This is a genomic window from Pseudomonas sp. MF5691, from assembly GCF_016405645.1.
GTDB classification, from domain to species: Bacteria; Pseudomonadota; Gammaproteobacteria; order Pseudomonadales; family Pseudomonadaceae; genus Aquipseudomonas; species Aquipseudomonas shahriarae.
Window position 1 is genome coordinate 1 of sequence record NZ_JAEKDC010000035.1, and the last position, 18887, is coordinate 18887.

General features: G+C 60.3%; 20 protein-coding genes. 12 read left to right on the plus strand and 8 right to left on the minus strand.

The window, feature by feature from the left end; genetic code table 11:
• Positions 1-362: 362 nt before the first annotated feature.
• A complete protein-coding gene (locus JFT44_RS27065; protein WP_198831426.1) occupies positions 363-1988 on the minus strand; it encodes a methyl-accepting chemotaxis protein in 1626 nt (541 codons plus the stop codon).
• A gap of 234 nt (positions 1989-2222) precedes the next feature.
• Here JFT44_RS27065 and JFT44_RS27070 point away from each other — a divergent pair, with 234 nt between their 5' ends.
• Genes JFT44_RS27070 through JFT44_RS27080 form a run of 3 tightly spaced genes read left to right on the plus strand, consistent with a single transcriptional unit; the run spans position 2223 to position 4680 of the window.
• Positions 2223-3650 carry a nucleobase:cation symporter-2 family protein gene (locus JFT44_RS27070; protein WP_057444103.1) on the plus strand — a complete coding sequence of 476 codons (1428 nt, stop codon included), beginning with the start codon at positions 2223-2225 and terminating at the stop codon, positions 3648-3650.
• A gap of 8 nt (positions 3651-3658) precedes the next feature.
• A complete protein-coding gene (locus JFT44_RS27075; RefSeq protein ID WP_115128288.1) occupies positions 3659-4126 on the plus strand; it encodes an LEA type 2 family protein in 468 nt (155 codons plus the stop codon).
• A gap of 5 nt (positions 4127-4131) precedes the next feature.
• Positions 4132-4680 (plus strand): GNAT family N-acetyltransferase, encoded by a 549-nt coding sequence (locus tag JFT44_RS27080; protein ID WP_198831427.1) that lies wholly within the window; start codon positions 4132-4134, stop codon positions 4678-4680.
• An 18-nt stretch (positions 4681-4698) separates the two neighbouring features.
• Here the strand turns inward: JFT44_RS27080 and JFT44_RS27085 are convergent, their stop codons facing one another.
• Complete coding sequence (locus JFT44_RS27085; RefSeq protein WP_038441493.1) at positions 4699-4950, minus strand: hypothetical protein; 252 nt, start codon at positions 4948-4950, stop codon at positions 4699-4701.
• Between the two features lie 164 nt (positions 4951-5114).
• Between JFT44_RS27085 and JFT44_RS27090 the strand changes: the two genes are divergently transcribed.
• Positions 5115-5435 carry a YqjD family protein gene (locus JFT44_RS27090; protein ID WP_057436701.1) on the plus strand — a complete coding sequence of 107 codons (321 nt, stop codon included), beginning with the start codon at positions 5115-5117 and terminating at the stop codon, positions 5433-5435.
• A 39-nt stretch (positions 5436-5474) separates the two neighbouring features.
• Here JFT44_RS27090 and JFT44_RS27095 read toward each other — a convergent pair whose 3' ends face one another.
• A complete protein-coding gene (locus tag JFT44_RS27095; RefSeq protein ID WP_198831428.1) occupies positions 5475-6506 on the minus strand; it encodes an Ldh family oxidoreductase in 1032 nt (343 codons plus the stop codon).
• A 340-nt stretch (positions 6507-6846) separates the two neighbouring features.
• Entirely contained in the window at positions 6847-7116 is a 270-nt protein-coding gene (locus tag JFT44_RS27100; protein ID WP_057436705.1) for a PepSY domain-containing protein, read from the minus strand.
• A gap of 151 nt (positions 7117-7267) precedes the next feature.
• Here JFT44_RS27100 and JFT44_RS27105 point away from each other — a divergent pair, with 151 nt between their 5' ends.
• The 7 genes from JFT44_RS27105 to JFT44_RS27135 all read left to right on the plus strand — a co-directional run bounded on the left by JFT44_RS27105 (position 7268) and on the right by JFT44_RS27135 (position 13313).
• Positions 7268-8266, plus strand: a complete 999-nt coding sequence (locus JFT44_RS27105) for a FecR family protein (RefSeq protein WP_057959432.1) — start codon at positions 7268-7270, stop codon at positions 8264-8266.
• Between the two features lie 344 nt (positions 8267-8610).
• Positions 8611-9072, plus strand: a complete 462-nt coding sequence (locus JFT44_RS27110) for a hypothetical protein (RefSeq protein ID WP_057959431.1) — start codon at positions 8611-8613, stop codon at positions 9070-9072.
• Entirely contained in the window at positions 9069-9623 is a 555-nt protein-coding gene (locus JFT44_RS27115) for a hypothetical protein (protein WP_057436711.1), read from the plus strand. The genes JFT44_RS27110 and JFT44_RS27115 overlap by 4 nt, the downstream gene beginning before the upstream one ends.
• A 68-nt stretch (positions 9624-9691) precedes the next feature.
• Positions 9692-10447 (plus strand): hypothetical protein, encoded by a 756-nt coding sequence (locus tag JFT44_RS27120; RefSeq protein ID WP_057436713.1) that lies wholly within the window; start codon positions 9692-9694, stop codon positions 10445-10447.
• 65 nt (positions 10448-10512) lie between these two features.
• Positions 10513-11193: a C39 family peptidase gene (locus tag JFT44_RS27125; protein WP_057436715.1), complete on the plus strand. Its 681-nt coding sequence runs from the start codon at positions 10513-10515 to the stop codon at positions 11191-11193.
• Between the two features lie 37 nt (positions 11194-11230).
• Positions 11231-11977 carry a hypothetical protein gene (locus tag JFT44_RS27130; RefSeq protein WP_198831429.1) on the plus strand — a complete coding sequence of 249 codons (747 nt, stop codon included), beginning with the start codon at positions 11231-11233 and terminating at the stop codon, positions 11975-11977.
• A 49-nt stretch (positions 11978-12026) separates the two neighbouring features.
• Positions 12027-13313 carry a hypothetical protein gene (locus tag JFT44_RS27135; RefSeq protein WP_120733208.1) on the plus strand — a complete coding sequence of 429 codons (1287 nt, stop codon included), beginning with the start codon at positions 12027-12029 and terminating at the stop codon, positions 13311-13313.
• Positions 13314-13396: 83 nt separating this feature from the next.
• Here the strand turns inward: JFT44_RS27135 and JFT44_RS27140 are convergent, their stop codons facing one another.
• A complete protein-coding gene (locus tag JFT44_RS27140; RefSeq protein WP_057959427.1) occupies positions 13397-14722 on the minus strand; it encodes a sigma-54 dependent transcriptional regulator in 1326 nt (441 codons plus the stop codon).
• A 340-nt stretch (positions 14723-15062) separates the two neighbouring features.
• Here JFT44_RS27140 and JFT44_RS27145 point away from each other — a divergent pair, with 340 nt between their 5' ends.
• Positions 15063-15329 carry a hypothetical protein gene (locus tag JFT44_RS27145; RefSeq protein WP_032861167.1) on the plus strand — a complete coding sequence of 89 codons (267 nt, stop codon included), beginning with the start codon at positions 15063-15065 and terminating at the stop codon, positions 15327-15329.
• 182 nt (positions 15330-15511) lie between these two features.
• On the opposite strand, the gene JFT44_RS27150 is transcribed toward JFT44_RS27145, so the two are convergent.
• From JFT44_RS27150 to gnd, 3 genes are read right to left on the minus strand one after another with little or no spacing between them, the layout of a single operon-like run.
• A complete protein-coding gene (locus JFT44_RS27150) occupies positions 15512-16336 on the minus strand; it encodes a Cof-type HAD-IIB family hydrolase (RefSeq protein ID WP_057959426.1) in 825 nt (274 codons plus the stop codon).
• Positions 16333-17856 carry a glucose-6-phosphate dehydrogenase gene (zwf, locus tag JFT44_RS27155; RefSeq protein ID WP_115128294.1) on the minus strand — a complete coding sequence of 508 codons (1524 nt, stop codon included), beginning with the start codon at positions 17854-17856 and terminating at the stop codon, positions 16333-16335. Before zwf ends, JFT44_RS27150 begins: the two co-directional genes overlap by 4 nt.
• A complete protein-coding gene (gnd, locus tag JFT44_RS27160) occupies positions 17853-18833 on the minus strand; it encodes a phosphogluconate dehydrogenase (NAD(+)-dependent, decarboxylating) (RefSeq protein ID WP_057959424.1) in 981 nt (326 codons plus the stop codon). The genes zwf and gnd overlap by 4 nt, the downstream gene beginning before the upstream one ends.
• Positions 18834-18887 lie beyond the last annotated feature (54 nt).

The window sequence follows — 18887 nt, forward strand, 5'->3', positions numbered from 1 at the left end:
GCAGAAGTCTGGGCCACACCATCAATCAAATGTGGGAGCCTGACAGCCCGACCCAACGCCCGTGTGTCGGCCACCGAAAACAGTGACCGGACCACCGCTATCGCGGGCAAGCCCGCTCCCACAGGGAGGTTCGTCGGGGCAGAAGTCTGGGCCACACCATCAATCAAATGTGGGAGCCTGACAGCCCGACCCAATGTCCGTGTGTCGGCCACCGAAAACAGTGACCGGACCACCGCTATCGCGGGCAAGCCCGCTCCCACAGGGATGTTCGGCGGGGCAGAAGTCTGGGCCACACCATCAATCAAATGTGGGAGCTGGCTTGCCTGCGATGGCGGTATGCCAGCCACCCAAATCCTCCCTGCTTAGATCACAAACCGCGCCACCATCGCATTCAAATCCACCGCCAGGCGCGACAGTTCATGACTGGCGGCGCTGGTCTGGTTGGCCCCGGCCGCCGACTGCGTCGCCAGGTCGCGGATATTCACCAGGTTGCGGTCCACTTCACGGGACACTTGGGCCTGCTCTTCGGACGCGCTGGCAATCACCAGGTTGCGCTCGTTGATCAGGCTGATGGACTGGGTGATCTGCTCCAGTGCCACGCCGGCGGCGCGGGCCATTTCCAGGGTGCTTTGGGTGCGCTGGTTGCTCTGCTGCATGGACTGCACCGCTTCCCCCGTGCCGTTCTGGATCCCGGCCACCATTTTCTCGATCTCCTGGGTCGACTGCTGGGTACGATGGGCCAGGGCACGCACTTCGTCGGCCACCACGGCAAAACCGCGCCCGGCCTCACCGGCACGTGCGGCTTCGATGGCGGCATTGAGGGCCAGTAAGTTGGTCTGCTCGGCAATCGCGCGGATCACGTCCAGCACCTTGCCGATATCCCGGCCCTGGGTCGCCAGGCCTTCGATCAGCACCGAAGTATCCTGCACGTCCTGGGTCATGGTCTGGATCGCGCCCACGGTTTCCACCACACGATCGCGCCCTTCCCGCGCGGCCTGGTTCGACTGGGTCGAGGCTTCTGAGGTGGACACCGCATTGCGCGCGACTTCTTCCACGGCCGCGGTCATTTCATTGACGGCAGTGGCGGCCTGGTCGATTTCATTGTTTTGCTGCTGCAAGCCCTTGGAGGCTTCCTCAGTCACCGCGCTCAGCTCTTCGGCCGCCGACGCCAGTTGAGTGGCTGAACCGGCAATATGCTGGATGGTCTGGCGCAGGTTGTTCTGCATGGTAGCCAGGGCACCGATCAGGCGCGCCGGCTCATCCTGGCCGTCGTCCGCAATGACCTTGCTCAGGTCGCCGCTGGAGATGGTTTCGGCGGCGGCCACCGCCTTGCGCAGCGGTGTGACGATGCTGCGGGTCAACAACCAGGCAAGCAATACGGTCATCAGCGCCGCCACCACCGACACCGCGACAATTCCGCTGATGGCATCGCTGTAGCTGCGCCCGGCGTCTTCCCCGGCCTGTTTGGCATTGGCGGCGTTGATCGCAATCAGCTTATTGAGTTGCTCGCCCATCTGATCCGTACCGTCTTTGATCCGGCTATTGATCAGGGCCCGCATCTCCTCGACTTTGTTCTGCTGGGACAGCGTCAGCATTTCAGCCTGGGCCTTGAGGTAGTTGTCCAGCGTGGCGGCAAAAGTCTTGTACAGCGCAGCTTCTTCAGCGCCGGCCGGCAGCGCGGCATAACCCGCCTGGGCCTGGCGCGCCTTGTCGACCAGCACCCCGATGCGCACCTGGGCCTCCTGCAGGGCGGCCGGTTCGCGATTGACCAGGACCCGAAACGACAGAATGCGCAGGCGCAACACGTTCTCGGTCATATTGGCCAGGTAACCGACACTCGGCAGTTGGTTAGCCCCCATATCCAGCGCGGCCTGGCGAATCAGCGTCATACGGTTGACGGCAAACACCCCCAGAACAATCACAAGCAACGCAATAAACGCAAAACCGAGAAACGCCCGAGGTGCGATATTCAAATTACGGAGGGACATAGGAAAGCTCTCAAGAAGGGATGGCTGCGAGCGTCCTTGCCGCGACACGGTCACTCAGCGTCAACGCGCGGAGATAACGGTTCGGCGCCACTGTTATAAAGGTTGTGTGGGCCTATAGGAGGTATCGGCAGACTTGAGGTTTTTTGCGGGGCTTGGAGAAATATTTTTTCACACTTTTGACAGTGGACGCTTTCTGGCATCCTGCGCGTCCATTTTCTGACCCGAGCACGTATCTTGTCTGACGCTCAAGCCCCCCGCCCCCGTTATAAATCGGACCTGATCTACGGTCTGGAAGACCGCCCGCACTTCACCGCTGCGGTATTTGCCGCCCTGCAGCACGTGCTCGCCAGCTTCGTCGGGATCATTACCCCGACCCTGATCGTCGGTGGTGTGCTGGGCCTGGAAAGCGAAGTGCCCTACCTGGTCAGCATGGCGCTGTTCGTCTCCGGCCTGGGCACGTTTGTCCAGGCGCGGCGCTTCGGCCCCGTGGGTTCGGGCTTGCTGTGCCTGCAAGGCACGAGCTTCTCGTTTATCAGCGTGATCCTCAGTGCCGGCTTCATGGTCAAGGCCCGGGGCGGCGGTACCGATGAAATTCTCTCGACGATCTTTGGCATCTGCTTTTTTGCCGCATTTATCGAAGTGGTGCTCAGCCAGTTCATCGGCAAGTTGCGCAAGCTGATCACGCCAGTGGTCACCGGCACCATCATCACCTTGATGGGGCTGTCGCTGATCAAGGTCGCCGTGACCGACATGGCCGGCGGCTATGGCGCGGCAGACCTGGGCGCGGCCGGCAATATGGGGCTGGCGGCCCTGGTGTTGCTGACCATCGTGGTGCTTAACCGCTTCAATAACCCGTTCCTGCGTTTGGGCTCGATTGTCATCGGCCTGACCCTGGGTTTTGTGGTGGCCTGGTGGCTGGGGCGTGTCGATCTGGCGGCGTTGCCCCAGGTGCCGCTGGTCAGCGTACCAGTGCCATTCAAGTACGGGTTCTCGTTCGACTGGGTGGCGTTTATTCCGGTGGCGGTGATCTTCCTGATTTCCCCCCTGGAAGCAGCCGGCGACCTGACCGCCAACTCGATGATTTCCCAGCAACCGGTCAAGGGCCCCCTGTATATCAAGCGCATCAAGTCCGGCCTGCTGGCCGATGGCCTGAACTCGGTAATGGCCGCCACTTTCAATAGCCTGCCGATGGTGACCTTCGCCCAAAACAACGGGGTGATCCAGTTGACCGGCGTGGCCAGCCGCTATGTGGCGTATTTCATTGCCGGGCTGCTGGTATTGCTGGGTCTGTTTCCGATGATTGGCGCTGTGCTGCAATTGATGCCCAAGCCGGTGCTGGGTGGCGCGACCCTGATCATGTTCGGCACGGTGGCGGTGGCCGGGATCAAGATCCTTGCCGAAGCCGGCCTGCATCGGCGCAATGTGCTGATCGTGGCGATTTCCCTGGGGATGGGCCTGGGCGTGGCGGCAGTACCGGAAGTGCTGCGCGAGCTGCCCAAGGCCTTGCACAACATCTTCGAGTCGCCGATTACCGTCGGTGCCTTCTGTGCGATCCTGCTGAACATTTTCCTGCCTGAAGAGTTCATAGAGCTGGAAGAAGATGAATTTGACCCGGAAGCCTCTACCCTCAAGGTCATGCAGGATCCGGAACCCACGAAATAGGAACCCTTATGCGCAGATTGATCGGCCTGACCCTGTCTCTGATATTGCTCAGCCTGAGCGCCTGCGCTTTGTTCCCCAACCGCGACCCGCTGCATATCAATGTGGTGGGAATCGAGCCGCTGCAAAGCCAGGATCTGGAAGTGCGCTTCGCGGTCAAGTTGCGGGTGCAGAACCCCAACGAAACCGCGATCGACTACAACGGCGTGGCGCTGGACCTGGAGGTCAATGGCCGGCCGCTGGCGGCTGGGGTGAGTGATCAACAGGGATCCATCCCGCGCTTTTCCGAGACCGTTCTGACCGTCCCGGTCAGCGTTTCAGCGTTTTCGGTGTTGCGTCAGACCCTGGGCCTGAGCCAGACCCAGGGTTTGAACAACCTGCCCTATGTATTGCGCGGCAAGCTGGCGGGCGGGTTGTTTGGCACGATGCGCTTTGTCGATCGTGGCACCCTGGACCTGCCCAACACCGTGACCTGGTAAATAGCATGGACACCTTGCCCACCCTGTACACCGAACGCCTGATCCTGCAACCGCTGACCCTGGACGACGCCGAGGGCATACAGCAGCAGTTCCCCCACTGGGAAGTGGTGCGCTACCTCAATGCCCTGGTGCCCTGGCCCTACCCGGCCGATGGTGCGCGCAGTTACCTGGAACAGGTGGTCTTGCCTGCCATGGCCCAGGGCCGCGAGTGGCATTGGTCGATCCGCCTGCGCGAGGCCCCCGGGCAGTTGATCGGCAATGTGAGCCTGATGGATGAGCTGGACAACAACCGGGGCTTCTGGCTCGGGCCGCAATGGCAGGGCCAGGGATTGATGAGCGAAGCCAGCGCGGCAGTGACCGCGTATTGGTTCACGGTGCTTGGGCGCCCCGTGCTGCGGGTGCCCAAGGCAGCGCCGAACCTGGGCTCACGCAGGCTTTCCGAAAAAACCGGGATGCGCTTGATCCGCACGGAAGAAGGGCAGTTCGTGGAGGGGGCGTTCCCCAAGGACATCTGGGAAATCACCCGCGAAGAATGGTTGAAACAACCCCTGTAGGCACCGATCAGCCCGTGCTTACTTGGCGGCCATCAGGCGATTGACTTCACTGCGCACCATGTTGGCAAATTCCGGCGGTGACATGCCGTCCAGCTCGGAACGCACCCATTCGGCCCATTTACCCTTGCGCTTGGCGCGCTCGCCAAACAACCGTGCGCCCTCGCCCTTGGCCTTGCCCAGGTTGCTTTGCCACAGGTCATACAGACGGGACTTTTCATCTTCAAGCGCGGCGCGCTCGGCGAGGGGCTTGTTGGCCAGATTGAAGCTCATGTGGATTTACCTGCTGCACAAATAGGTGACATCTTACACTGTAGGTCGAAAGGTCCGAATTCGGATTTTTCATCGGCCCGATGCCGGGCGAAAAAAAACTGCAACTTTTAGCCTGCTGCAAGACTCCATTGTTCACTGCCCACTTACCCGCAAGGAGCTACTCAATGGCCCGTAAAACCGCCGCCCAAGCTGTCGAAGAGCAAATCAAGGACCAGGCGTTCAGCGAACTCCAGGCCCTGATCGAAGAGTCCGACAAACTGCTCAAGAGCAGCGCGTCGCTGGTGGGAGAAGAAGGTGAAACCCTGCGCGAGCAGGTCGCGATCAAACTCAAGCAAGCCCTGGATTCGGTGTCCAACGTGCGTGAGCGCAGCAAGCCGGTGGTGGATGCCACCGAAACCTATATCGGTGGCCACCCTTGGCAGACCGTAGCCATTTCCGCCGGCTTCGGCCTGGTGGTTGGCTTGCTGCTGGGCCGTCGCAACTGATGGATGCCTGGGTCGGTGCGGGTCAGCCCGCACCGCCCTTCAGCCCCGCGCTAATTCGCGCAACCGGGCCAGTTCGCCCCCACCGAGCATAATCCCCTCCCGTTCTGCCTTGGCCCGTGTGCGATGACGCCGGTCGCCGGGCAAGCGCCGCAACCCTGCCGCATGCATCTGTCGCACCAGTTCCTGGCTGCGCTGGGCAAAGTCCTGCCCCGCATTTTTACTGGGGTCGATCACAATCAGTAGCTGGCCGGTCCAGGGAGTCTTGGCGCCCGGGTGGTTCGACCAGTCGAATTCAAACGAGAAATTCCCCCCGGTCAGGGCCGCCGCCAGCAACTCCACCATCATCGACAACGCCGACCCCTTGTGCCCGCCAAACGGCAACAGCGCGCCGCCTTCAAGGATCGCCTTGGGGTCCTGGGTCGGCTGCCCCAGGCTGTCGACCCCGGTGCCCGGCGGCACACGCTCACCCTGACGGGCGGCAATCTGCACATCGCCATGGGCGATGGCGCTGGTGGCCAGGTCAAACACAATCGGCGGCCCATCGGCACGTGGTGCGGCGAACGCGATGGGGTTGGTGCCGAACAGCGGGCGATCGGCGCCATGTGGCACCACGCAAGTCATGCTATTGACCACGCTGAGGGCCACCAGACCTTCTTCGGCAAACGGTTCGACATCCGGCCATAACGCGGCAAAGTGATGGGAGTTACGGATCGCCAGTACCGCGATACCGGCGCTGCGGGCCTTGGCCACCAATAACGGGCGCGCGGCGGCCAGGGCCGGCTGGGCAAAACCATTGGCGGCGTCCACACGCACGAAACCCGAGGCCACATCCTCGACCACTGGCACCGCCTGGCCGTTGACCCAGCCGCTGTCCAGGGTCGAGACATAGCCCGGTATGCGAAACACCCCGTGGCTGTGCGCCCCATCCCGCTCGGCGCGGGCGCAGTTGTCGGCCAATACGCGGGCAACCTCAGGCGAGGCGCCATGCCGGCTGAAAATATCCTTGAGCAGCGTCACAAGCTCAGTGAAGCCAATTGAAGTAGTCACGGCAGTGGTGGGTGTGGCTGACATCTGAAGCTCCGGAATTGTTATTGGAGGGGGCAACAGCCTGCTGGATTTCGCTCGTTGATTAACAACGCGCGACAAGTGGGCTGTCAACCACCGACGCGGCTTCAGCGCTATTTAACAAACGCCGGGCAGTGCCGGAGAGCGTTAGCACACAATGGGAAAAAGGCCGTAAAGGCACGATGGGAAACCGTCAAGCGGGTGCTCGACGGTTCCGTCTATGTGCTGAGTTCGCCGCCTGGCAAGCGAATGTTGACTCGGCGGCGCTCATGATCAGTCGCCCGGGACGTCAGTGGGACCCGACGCCTTCAATCGAAGGGATTCGATGAACTGATCCGGTGGGGGGTCAGTCTTTCTGGTCACGCAACACATTGCCCGAAGCACCGTCGATGCGGACCTCATAGACAACACCGTCCGCCTTGCGACCTTTTACTTCCCAGTAACCGTTGTCGTCCGCTTCGGCCTGGTAGACCTCAATGTAACCGGCCTTGGTCTTGGCGGTTTCAATGGCTTTCTCGATGGTAATCCAGCCGGCTCCCGGCTTGTCGGCCAGAGCGGCGCCTGCACCGAGCAAAGTGGCAGTGGCAAGCATGGCAGTGAGGGTTTTCTTCAGCATTTTCTTACTCCGTTATAGAGAATGACTTACAGATCCAGATTTTTAGGGTGTTTGCAGGACGAATTAGTTCCACATTGATGCTCATTCGCCATGATGGCTGTTCTCGGCACCCTGCCCGGAAGGTTAGAATGTAGGAAATCAGGAAGCACCAATGACCCAGCAGCCCCTTTCAGAAGCCGAATATGACGCCGTCACCGATGCTGCCGCGCATTGGTGTATGCGCCTGCATGCTTTTGATTGCACGGCGGCCGAACGCCAGGCGTTCGAAGAGTGGCACGACGCGCATCCCCTGCATGCTTTCGAATATGCGGCCATGCTGGAAATCTGGGATGTGGCCGACCATTTGCCACGCAGCAACGTGCCCTCCCCGCCCCCGGTGCAGGTCCCGCCACCCAGCCGCTGGCGCACCTATGCAGTGGCTGCCGCCATCTCGTTGATGGCCCTGCCCCTGGCCGCTTTCACGGGCTGGGAAGCGGGTTGGCTGCCCAGTTCCTATGAGCATTACCTCGCCGAAGGCGGCTTGCGCCAGGTGACCCTGGCCGATGGCAGCGAAGTGGAACTGAACCTGGGTACCGAGCTGGTCTACAGCAACTATAAAGATGAGCGCCGGGCCACCCTGAAAAAAGGTGAAGCGTTCTTTAAGGTCAGCCATGACCGCGAACACCCGTTTGTGGTGCGCGCCGGTACCGGGCAGATCCGAGTGACAGGTACCCAGTTCAACGTCTGGAAATACGACGACCAGGTGCGGGTCATGTTGCTGGAGGGTTCGGTGAAGATCAGCAGCGATGCCAGCCACAGCGGCGTGAGCCTCACTCCCGGAATGCAGGCCAGTTACCACGGGGGCGATGCGCAACCACAGCTACAGGCATTCAACCCCCATGATCCGGCGCTGGCCTGGCGCACCGGCAAGTTGATCCTCGACAACCTGGCACTGGTGGATGCCCTGCCCCTGATCAACCGTTACCTGAGCAAACCGGTGATGCTGGCCGATACCGGTACCGGCAATATCCGTATTGGCGGGATCTACGATATCCATGAAGTCACCCATCTGGTGTCGTCCCTGCCCAAGGTACTGCCGGTCTACCTGACCCAGAACCAGGATGGCAACACCGTTCTCAACTCGATACCGCGCAAAGTCCCCAAGACCTGACCTTCGCCAAGGCAGCACGGCGTGCATTGCCGGGCAACTGTGCGCGCCGCACTGTCCACTTTTGAAACACCCATCACCGCGCAACGCCCCTCTGGCTGTGGATTCATCGGTTCGTCATCAATAGTGTTGCATTGCTGAAACACCCTCTTCCCACCAGTCTGCTTATGCCAGGTACCGGTCATTCCCCGGTGTCCCGTCTCAGGCCTGATACACCTCGCCCTACGCCCGCCCCTCCAGAAGCCCCAAGTCATTGAAAAACAAGTCAATATAAAAAGCGGCACAGCTCCTGCTCTATTCCTAACAGCGCTGTTTAGGGTCAGCGTCACAGAACAAGGAATGATGCCGTGGCAACTCTCAATCAAGGCTCACTGAGCCTCCTGCTGATCAGCTGTGTACTCAGCGCCAGTGTGAGCGTACCCGCCCTCGCCGAAAACGGCGTCATCGTTACCGGGCGCAACGTCCAAGGCCATATGGCCGGGCGTTCTTCCTTCGGACCGGATCCTTATCCCACTACGGCCAATGCCAATCCTGGCGCGCAGATTCTACGCTCGACGACTAACGGCGAACTCAGCGACAACGACTTCGCAGGGGTCAGCAGTGGTTCCAGCATCACTCGATCCATCCTGCCCAATGGCACCCTCCCTGGCTTGAGCACCACCCATGGCAGCAGCGCCTCCGGGCTGGGTGCCGGCGCGGCTGCGGGCCATAGCGGTGGCAGCAGCCTGGGCGGACAGATCAGCGGGACGATTGAGCGTGGCATGGCCCCGCTGAACAACATCGGCAGCCTGATGGGAGGCCAGCAATGAAGCGCTCGTGGCTGATGCTCGCCGTGCTGGGTAGCTGCGCCGCGATGGCAGACAGCAATAACAACGCACTTATCGACAGCTCAGGCCAGCAGTACAGCGGCGTCGCTTCCATCAACCAGGCCGCTGGCAACCAGCAACAGCAGATCAATAGCCGTGCGATTACGGTCGGTGGCCAATCCACTGACGTACTGGTGCAGCGGCTCGATGGCCAGGTCGACCCGTCCCTGAATGCCAGCGCGGCGATCCAGGGTTCATCTTTCAGCAATGGCAACGGTGTACTGGGCGTCAACCAGTCGGCCGGGGCCAACAACCAGACAATCAATGCGGTGCGGATCAGCATCAACCCAGGCCCGCAAAGCATTGATGACAGCGTCCTGTCGCAACAGAACATGACGCTGCTACCAGACTCCCGATCCTCCTCTACCACTGGCAGCCGCCAGGTCGTTACCAGCGACCAGGCCTTCACCGGCAGCCGTGGAGTGGTACAGGTGAATCAGAGTGCAGGGGTGGGGAACCGCATGGCTAACACCCTCGGTATCACTATCAAGTAACTGCTTGATAGGTGTTTGTTAGGCCGTACCAACACTTAACCAACTAATTAGAAGCAAGGAGATACACCATGAAACCTACAATGGCTCTCAAACCACTGGTTTTTGCTCTGGCTGCGCTCATGGCTGTTGCTGCACAAGCTAGTGAAGATAAGTGGAAGCCAACCCCTGCCCCTAGCGGCACCGTGGCAGCCGTCGTAACCGACACTCAACTGAGCAAAGACAACAAGTTCGACGACACCAAAACCAACAACGACGCCTCGGCCAACCGCTCGCTGAACAGCAGCGACGGTAACCTGGGCGCCAACGTTGCCGCAGGCAGTGGTAACCAACAAGACAACAGCGCTGCCATCACCAGCAGTGCAGCCAAGGACGCCCTGGCGGTTTTCGCGATCGTAGACGTCGAGCAAACATCCAAAGACAACAAGTTCACCAACAAAGGCACGCAAAACGATGCTTCGCTGAACAACTCGGCGAACAACAGCTCGGGTAACGTGGGTGTCAACGTCACCGCAGGCCAAGGCAACCAGCAGAAAAACAACCTGGCAATCGTAACCTCCGACGGCAAAAACATTGGCGCTGCGGCCGTCACCAGCCAGGAATCGTTGAACAACACCTTCCTCAACACTGCTTCGGCTGGCAAAGGCTACGGCAACTGGGGCAAGACCTACGTCAACAACGATGCCTCCATCAACCACTCGGGCAACAATGCTTCCGGCAACATCGGAATCAACGTGTCCGCGGGTTCTGGCAACCAGCAATCCAACTCCCTGTCCCTGGGCAGCGGTTGCACCCAGTGCGCAGCTGGCAGCGGCGTACGCTTCTGACCTGACGCAGAGGGCCTTGGCAACAAGGCCCTTTTTTATTCCCGTGCCCACCCGGTCATTCGATCATGCGCCTCGCGACCCTGTGCCTGCTGTTAACCCTCACCGGCCCTTCCTGGGCTGGGCAAATGGCGATTTCCGCCATGCCCGGCGGTGCGGTGATTTTCAAGAAGGTCGAGAGCATCCGCGAGCGACGGTTCGCCAACCTGGTGGAACAGAAAACCGATTTCAGCTGCGGTGCCGCAGCACTCGCCACCATCCTGCGCCAGGGTTACTGGCTGGATGTTGATGAAGAACACGTCATCAAGGGCATGCTGGTCAACGCCGACCAGGACCTGGTGCGCACCCAGGGCTTTTCCATGCTGGACATGAAGCGCTACCTCGAAAGCATTGGCATGCGGGCCAGGGGCTACAAGATCGGGGCTGACACCCTGACAACGGTGAAGATCCCGGTGGTGGTGCTCCTGGATATCCGTGGCTACAAGCACTTTGTGGTGATGCAGCGGGCAGAGAAAGACTGGATCTATATCGGCGACCCGGTACTGGGCAACAAACGCTACTCGCGGGACGACTTCCTCGCCGGATGGAACGGCATCGTGTTTGCGGTGCTGGGTGAAGGCTACGACAAGGCCAACGCCCTGCTCGATCCGCCGATACCGTTGACCGCCAAGGGCAAAATGAACGAGTTCCGGCCCGTGGGCGACGCCGAGCTGATGGACTTCGGTTTCATCCAGAGCGACTTCTTCTAGAAGCGCCATAAGGAGCAGGAAGCTCCAGGAGCAGATGATGAACACTTACCGTTGGCTGACGGTCCTGTGCCTGGCAGCCTCAATGCCCGCTTATGCAGCCTCGGCGTTCAAGCCGATTGAAATAAATGATGCTGAACTGGCCCAACTGCGCGGCCGCTTCGTCATGCCGGGGCGGATTGTCAGCTTCGGTATTGTGATGAGCACCACCTGGACCAACGCCGCAGGCGATACCAGCACCGTCAAGGCCAACATGCAGATCGACTCCTCCACCATCACGCCGCAGTTCTATGTGCAGACTACCGGCGAGACCGGCAAAGGCAGCGACCGCCCCACGGGGACCGGTACGGTCATCGGCGGCTCCGGGCTGGGTACCGGCGCCGGCGTGACACAAACCGTACGCGCCGCGGGCGATGGCAATACGGCCTATAACAACGTCGGGATCAATGTCAGTGAGAACGGCCTGGCGCCCGCCAATCTGGTGCAGTCGGGCCAGGTCCTGGTCGCTGGCGGTTCGATCTCTGGTAATAGCGCCGCTGGCAGGGTGAGTGTTTCTGCCAATAACGGCGGCCTGCAGATGGCGATCCAGGCCAACCATAATCAGGGCAGCGCCGTGCAGCAGATCGGCGGCGGCAATGTGCTGCAAGGCACGATTCTGCAAGGCAATAGCAACTTCGTTAATAACATGACCCAACTGAATGTCGTGCTCGGTAGCAACGGACTAAACAACGTGGCACTGAACTGCAACCTGGACCAACTCAAGGGTCTACGCACTCTCGGTTATTGAACTACGCTGACCCTCGACACTTACGCATTAGAAAAGGACGGCTTATTTCATGCATCGAACGTTATCGCTACGCGCCGTTGTTTGTTTAAGTACGCTCTTGCCCGCGAGCTTGTTGTACGCAGCGCCAGACGCCGATATAGAAACCCTCAAACAGGAACTGCTGGAACTCAAGCAACGCTACGAAGTACAGCAAAAAGCCCTGGCGGTCCTGGAGCAACGGGTGCGCCAGGTCGAAGACCAGCCCGCAGTACCCGCGCCCAAGCGCCTGGCCAAGTCACCTGCAGATTTCAAGCAAAGCGGCAGTACGGTGGCCGCCAGTGGCACCGGCGGTGCAACCGGCAGTTCCTATGGGCAGGCACTCAAGGATGATTCGGCGCCGGCACAGAGTGTCAGCAACCTCTATAACGAGGCCAGCGGGTTCTTTGGCAATGGCAAGTTCAGCTTTGAGACGGGCATTACCTACGCTCGCTACGATGCCCGGCAATTGACCCTCAATGGCTTCCTGGCACTGGACTCGATCTTCCTCGGCAATATCAACCTGGATCGCATCAAGGCGGATAACTGGACCCTGGACATGACGGGCCGCTACAACGTCGATAACCGTTGGCAGTTCGACGTCAACGTCCCCGTGGTGTACCGCGAATCGACCTATCAGTCCGGGGGCGCCAATGGTGGCGCGGGAACAGCGACTTCAGAGGAGTCGGTCAGTCGCGACCCGACCATCGGCGACGTCAACTTCGGGGTTGCCTACAAGTTCCTCGATGAATCCCCCACCCTGCCGGACGCCGTACTCTCGGTACGGGTCAAGGCGCCGACCGGCAAGGAGCCGTTCGGTATCAAGCTGGTACGCTCGCCGTCCAACACCAACCTCTATGTGCCGGAGAACCTGCCAACCGGCAATGGCGTATGGTCGGTGACCCCGGGGATTTCCCTGGTCAAGACCTTCGATCCGGCCGTGCTGTTCGGCTCGCTCTCCTACACCCACAACTTCGAAGATTCGTTTGACGACATCAGCTCCACGGTCAACGAAAAAGTCGGCGGCAAGGTACGCCTGGGCGACAGCTTCCAGTTCGGTGTCGGCGTGGCATTTGCCTTGAACGAGCGTATGAGTATGTCGTTCTCGGTGTCTGACCTGATCCAGCGCAAGAGTAAGCTCAAACCCGACGGTGGCGACTGGCAGTCGATTGTGTCCAGTGACGCCAACGCGGGCTACTTCAACGTCGGCATGACCATTGCCGCCAGCGAAAACCTGACCATCGTGCCCAACCTGGCCATCGGCATGACAGATGACGCGCCGGACTTCACCTTCAGCCTGAAATTTCCGTACTACTTCTAAACGCGCCTACAGGGAATGGCGAGTTTGAGATAAGGAAAAGCCCCGCCGCGATAAGGGTCGCGACGGGGCTTTTTTTACCCGCCCTAGCGGATCTGGTGTTTGTGCAGTAACCGGTAGAAGGTGGGCCGGGAAACCCCCAGGACCCGGGCGGCAACACTCAGGTTGTCGCTGTGGCGGTTCAGCACATCGCACAGCGCCTGGCGTTCGGCGCGGTGCTTATAGTCTTCTAGTGTAGCCATGGGCAGCGCGATTGCCTTTTGGCTTTGCAAACCCAGGTCGGCCGCTTCGATTTGCCGCCCTTCGGCCAGGACCAGACCGCGCCGCACCCGGTTGGCCAGTTCGCGCACATTGCCCGGCCAACCATGCTTGCCCATGGCGAGCAGCGCGTCCTCGCTGAAACTGCGCGGACGGCGCCCGGTTTCCTGGCTGTAGAACCGGGAAAAATGATTGGCCAGCATCCCCACATCGCCATGGCGCTCACGCAGCGGTGCGGTGAGCACTTGCAGGACATTGAGCCGGTAGTACAAGTCTTCGCGGAAGGTGCCCTTTTCGATGGCCGCTTCCAGATCGACGTGTGTCGCGGCCAACACCCTGACATCCACCGGGATCGGCTGGCTGCCACCGACACGCTCGATATGTTTTTCCTGGAGAAAGCGCAACAGGTTGGCTTGCAACTCCATCGGCAGGTCACCGATCTCGTCGAGGAACAGGGTGCCGCCATTGGCCGCTTCGATGCGCCCGATCTTGCGTTGGTGGGCGCCGGTAAATGCACCTTTTTCATGGCCAAACAGTTCGGACTGGATCAGGTGTTCCGGAATAGCCCCGCAATTGATCGCCACGAATGGCTTGGCGTGCCGCTGGGATTGCCGGTGCAAGGTCTTGGCCACCAGTTCCTTGCCGGTGCCGCTGTCGCCACGGATCAGAATCGGCGACTCGGTAGGGGCCAGTTTCGCCAGCAGTTTGCGCAGTTCGCGGATTGGCCGGCTGTCACCCAACAGTTCATGTTCGGGCTCGGCCACATAGGCGCAGCCTTTACCCCGCAAGCGCGCCATGCCAAAGGCCCGGCCCAGGGTGACCTGGACGCGCGCCACATCGAACGGCAAGGTATGGAAGTCAAAAAACCATTCACAGACAAAGTCGCCGACATTCTGCAGGCGCAGCATCTCGGGGCTGAGCACGGCTATCCATTCGGTACCGCTGCGACTGATCAGCTCCTTGACCGCCTCGGGTCGCTCCAGGTGTTTGGGCTGGAGTCGCAATAATCCTACGTCACAGGTGCGATCGCCCAAGGCATCCAGGGCACAGCTGTCCACTGCCCATCCAGCCGCCCGCAAACCAGGCAATAACTGGTGGCAGTCGTCACAGGGATCGACCACAAGCAAGCGACGCAGGGCTGGTGTAACAACCATGACTGTTCCTTGGCGTCAAAAACATTAAAGTTATTTAGAAACAACAGTTTGGGCGAGCTGCTCATAACCCTAGCAAGATCTTGACACTACGCTTGTATCGTTTCGCGATAAAAGATCTCGGGATACGGCATTTGGCGATCAACCCGCTTTAGTGCGGCGATTTGAATCTTTCCCGGCCTTTCAAAAGCGCCGCTTACATGACGTTAATCACGAAAAGTTGAATTTTCTTGTTTTAGCATGTGACCCGTACCCCGTCATCGAGCATCAGTACAGGTACTAGCCGAACGGTAAGCCCAACCGACGGCACATCTTTTGATTGGGCACTTAGAGAGAAGACCCCATGAACGCCCCGCTCCGTATCAACGAAGCTCTTCTGATCGCAGACCGTGCTTTCCAACCCTTTCACTGCGTGGCCTGGGCCCCACAAGACGGCACTGGCGAGCTGAGCCTGACCGTGATCGACCGCACCGAAAACCGCATCGGGCGCAAACAGATTCCTTGCAGCACTTATTCCGATCCAAAACAATTGGAAACCCTGCTGCTGCAAGCCCGCGCCGAACTCAATGGCGAAGGCTATCAGCTACAGTCCTGGGCAATGCCCAAGTAAGTTAACGCAGCTACTGCGACATACCGTCGCTTCTTATATTGGCTGCAACTTGTTAAAACTATTAAACCCGTGGCGAGTGAGTTCGACCCTCGCCACGGGTTTTGCGTGCCTGCAACTTTCGTAGCGCCCTTCTTTATATAGCAGCCATGGCATGATCACTTGATCTTCCAGTGAGCCTTCAGTTACTGGCGGTGAAGGATCAACCGTTCAATGGCTTCGGCAGCACCGTCCTCGACATTGCTGCCGGTGACCAGGTTGGCCTGACGTTTGACCACCTCTTCTGCCTGCCCCATGGCAATCGACAACCCGGCCACTTCAAACATCGCAGGATCATTGCCACCATCGCCGATGGCTGCCGTCTGCTCCAGCGCTACCCCAAGGTGCGCAGCCAGGGTTTTCAGGGCATCGCCCTTGTTGGCCTTCATTGCGGTGATATCGAGATAGACCGGCTGCGAACGCGAAACCTGAGCCAAGCCTGCAACCTTGGGCTGCAAGCGCGCTTCCAGCTCGACCAGCAACTGTGCATTGGCGCTGGCGGCGACGATCTTGTCGATCCGCCCCAGAAACGGCTCGAAACTCTCCACCACGACCGGCGCATACCCGAGGCCATGCTGCTCCCGAGGCACCATCGGGCCCGAGGGGTCACGCAGCAGCCACTCACCATCGGCAAACACCCAGATTTCCACCTCCGGCTGGTCGCACAACAGTGCCAGGGTGATCAGCGCCGCCTCTGCCGGCAAGTGGTGGGCCACCAGAATGCTGCCATCCGGGTTCACCAGGGTGCCGCCGTTGAATCCCGCCGTGGGTACATCGACGCCCAGGGCTTCGATCTGCTGCAACATCGCCCTCGGCGGCCGCCCGGTGGCCAGGCTGAAAAACACCCCGGCTTCGCGCAGCGCCCGCACGGCAGCGATGGTGCGCTGGCTGAGGCTGTGATCGGGCAGCAACAAGGTGCCGTCCATATCACTCAACAAAAAACGGATGGGGTGAATCGTCTCCTCACTCATCCGAGGCTATGCCAGGCGCGGCCATCACGGGCCAGCAACGCATCCGCTGCCGCTGGGCCATCTTCCCCGGCCTTGTAAGCCTGGATGCCATCGTCCTTCTGCCAGGCATCGAGAAATGGTTGCACCGCACGCCAGCCGTTTTCGATGTTATCGGCACGCTGGAACAGGGTCTGATCGCCGGTCAGGCAATCATAAATCAGCGTCTCGTAGCCGGTGGAAGGCTGCATCTCGAAGAAGTCCTTGTAGGCAAAGCCCAGCTGGATGTTGGCCATGTCCAGGGTCGGCCCGGGCTTTTTCGCCAGCAGGTCGAACCACATGCCTTCATTGGGCTGGATCTGGATTTTCAGGTACGTCGGCTTGACCTCGTCGACTTCGGTATCGCGAAACTGGGCATAGGGCGCTGGTTTGAAGCAGATAACGATTTCGGTGTCGCGCACGCTCATGCGCTTGCCGGTGCGCAGGTAGAACGGCACGCCGACCCAACGCCAGTTATCAATCATCACCTTGAGCGCAACGAAGGTTTCGGTGCTGCTGTCCGGGGCCACATTGGCCTCCTGCCGATAGCCCGGCAGCGCCTTGCCGCCGATCTCGCCGGCGGTGTACTGGCCGCGCACCGAGTTGGCCCGTGCATCCTCCAGCGACCAGGGGCGCACGGCCCCGATCACCTTGGCCTTCTCGCCACGCACCGCATCGGCGCCAAAGGCTGCCGGCGGTTCCATGGCAATCATCGCCAGCAACTGGAACAGGTGGTTGGGCACCATATCGCGCAGGGTGCCGGTGTTTTCGAAGAAACTGCCCCGGGTTTCCACACCGACCGTTTCGGCAGCGGTGATCTGCACGTGGTCAATGTAGTGGTTGTTCCAGAACGCCTCGAACAGCACGTTGGAGAAACGGCTGATCAGAATGTTCTGCACCGTTTCCTTGCCCAGGTAATGGTCGATGCGATAGATCTGCTTCTCAGTCATGACCTTGAGCAGGCAGGCGTTGAGCGCCTCGGCGGTGGCCAGGTCGGAGCCGAACGGCTTTTCGATGACCACGCGGCGGAAAGCCCCGGGGCTTTCCTCCAGCAGGTTGGCCCGGCCCAGGCGCTGCACCACTTCACTGAAGAAGCGCGGCGCGGTGGCCAGGTAGAACACCGCGTTGCCCGTGCCGCTATCGGCGATTTTGCTGGCAATGTCGGCATAGGTGCCGTCATCGAGAAAATCGCCCTGCACGTAGCTGATGCCCTTGGCCAACTGGGCCCACAACTGTGGGTCCAGTGCATGTTCGGCATTCCCCTTGACCTTGCTCGCCGCTTCGGTGCGGATGAAGTCTTCGAGTTTCTTGGCGAAGTCTGCATCGCTGATAGCGTTGTGATCCACCCCGACAATTCGCAGCCCCTCACCCAGCAAGCCATCGCGACTGAGGTTGTACAGCGCCGGCATCAGCAGGCGCTTGACCAGGTCGCCATGGGCGCCGAACAGGAACAAGGTAGTGGGTGGAGCGGGTTCGGCCTTGGGTTTCTTGCCGGTGGCCGTCATTTTTTGGAAGTCTCCACATGGCCGCCAAAGCCGAAGCGCATGGCCGACAGCAGCTTGTCACCGTAAGTGCTTTGCTGGCGCGAGCGGAACCGGGCAAACAACGAGTTGGACAGCACCGGTACCGGTACCGATTGCTCCATGGCCGCTTCGATGGTCCAGCGCCCTTCGCCGCTGTCGGCCACGGAACCGGAGTAACCGTCGAGCTTGGGGTCGGTCGCCAGGGCATCGGCTGTGAGGTCGAGCAGCCAGGAGGACACAACGCTGCCGCGACGCCAGACTTCAGCGATATCGGCCACGTTCAGGTCAAAACGCTGTTCTGGCGGCAGGTTTTCCGAGTTCTTGGTCTTGAGGATGTCAAAGCCTTCGGCAAACGCCTGCATCATGCCGTACTCGATGCCGTTGTGGATCATCTTCACGAAGTGCCCGGAACCGGCAGGGCCGGCGTGGATATAGCCACGTTCGGCGCGGTCGTCGGTAGCGGTACGGTCCTTGGTGCGCGGGATATCGCCCAGGCCCGGCGCGAGGGTGGCGAAGATCGGGTCCAGGTGCTTGACGGTCTCGGCGTCGCCGCCAATCATCATGCAGTAACCGCGCTCCAGGCCCCACACGCCACCGGAAGTGCCGACGTCGATGTAGTGCAGGCCTTTTTCCGCCAGGGCCTTGCCGCGACGTACGTCATCTTTATAGAAGGTGTTGCCGCCGTCGATGATCACATCGCCGGGTTCCATCAGTTCGCTCAGGTCGTTGATCGTGGTTTCGGTGGGCTCGCCCGCCGGTAACATGACCCAGACAGCCCGCGGCTTTTGCAGGCCAGCGACCAGGGCAGGCAGATCGGCAACGCCGGTCGCGCCCTCTTCACTCAAGCCTTTGACGAATGCTTCATTGCGGTCGTAGACCACGGTGGTATGCCCATTGAGCATCAAGCGGCGCGCAATATTCCCGCCCATGCGGCCTAGTCCGATAATCCCCAGTTGCATGTATTGATGCTCCCAACTACAAATAAAAATGTGTGACACAGTTTATAGCGCAAT

Excerpts from the sequence above, each read along its gene's own strand:
- JFT44_RS27150 (WP_057959426.1), bottom strand. The coding sequence starts at position 16,336 with ATGAGTGAGGAGACGATTCACCCCATCCGTTTTTTGTTGAGTGATATG.
- JFT44_RS27125 (WP_057436715.1), top strand. The coding sequence starts at position 10,513 with ATGCGCCTCGCGACCCTGTGCCTGCTGTTAACCCTCACCGGCCCTTCC.
- zwf (WP_115128294.1), bottom strand. The coding sequence starts at position 17,856 with ATGACGGCCACCGGCAAGAAACCCAAGGCCGAACCCGCTCCACCCACT.
- JFT44_RS27090 (WP_057436701.1), top strand. The coding sequence starts at position 5,115 with ATGGCCCGTAAAACCGCCGCCCAAGCTGTCGAAGAGCAAATCAAGGAC.
- JFT44_RS27085 (WP_038441493.1), bottom strand. The coding sequence starts at position 4,950 with ATGAGCTTCAATCTGGCCAACAAGCCCCTCGCCGAGCGCGCCGCGCTT.
- JFT44_RS27140 (WP_057959427.1), bottom strand. The coding sequence starts at position 14,722 with ATGGTTGTTACACCAGCCCTGCGTCGCTTGCTTGTGGTCGATCCCTGT.
- JFT44_RS27065 (WP_198831426.1), bottom strand. The coding sequence starts at position 1,988 with ATGTCCCTCCGTAATTTGAATATCGCACCTCGGGCGTTTCTCGGTTTT.
- JFT44_RS27120 (WP_057436713.1), top strand. The coding sequence starts at position 9,692 with ATGAAACCTACAATGGCTCTCAAACCACTGGTTTTTGCTCTGGCTGCG.
- JFT44_RS27145 (WP_032861167.1), top strand. The coding sequence starts at position 15,063 with ATGAACGCCCCGCTCCGTATCAACGAAGCTCTTCTGATCGCAGACCGT.
- JFT44_RS27080 (WP_198831427.1), top strand. The coding sequence starts at position 4,132 with ATGGACACCTTGCCCACCCTGTACACCGAACGCCTGATCCTGCAACCG.
- JFT44_RS27135 (WP_120733208.1), top strand. The coding sequence starts at position 12,027 with ATGCATCGAACGTTATCGCTACGCGCCGTTGTTTGTTTAAGTACGCTC.
- JFT44_RS27105 (WP_057959432.1), top strand. The coding sequence starts at position 7,268 with ATGACCCAGCAGCCCCTTTCAGAAGCCGAATATGACGCCGTCACCGAT.
- JFT44_RS27100 (WP_057436705.1), bottom strand. The coding sequence starts at position 7,116 with ATGCTGAAGAAAACCCTCACTGCCATGCTTGCCACTGCCACTTTGCTC.
- gnd (WP_057959424.1), bottom strand. The coding sequence starts at position 18,833 with ATGCAACTGGGGATTATCGGACTAGGCCGCATGGGCGGGAATATTGCG.
- JFT44_RS27095 (WP_198831428.1), bottom strand. The coding sequence starts at position 6,506 with ATGTCAGCCACACCCACCACTGCCGTGACTACTTCAATTGGCTTCACT.
- JFT44_RS27075 (WP_115128288.1), top strand. The coding sequence starts at position 3,659 with ATGCGCAGATTGATCGGCCTGACCCTGTCTCTGATATTGCTCAGCCTG.
- JFT44_RS27130 (WP_198831429.1), top strand. The coding sequence starts at position 11,231 with ATGAACACTTACCGTTGGCTGACGGTCCTGTGCCTGGCAGCCTCAATG.
- JFT44_RS27115 (WP_057436711.1), top strand. The coding sequence starts at position 9,069 with ATGAAGCGCTCGTGGCTGATGCTCGCCGTGCTGGGTAGCTGCGCCGCG.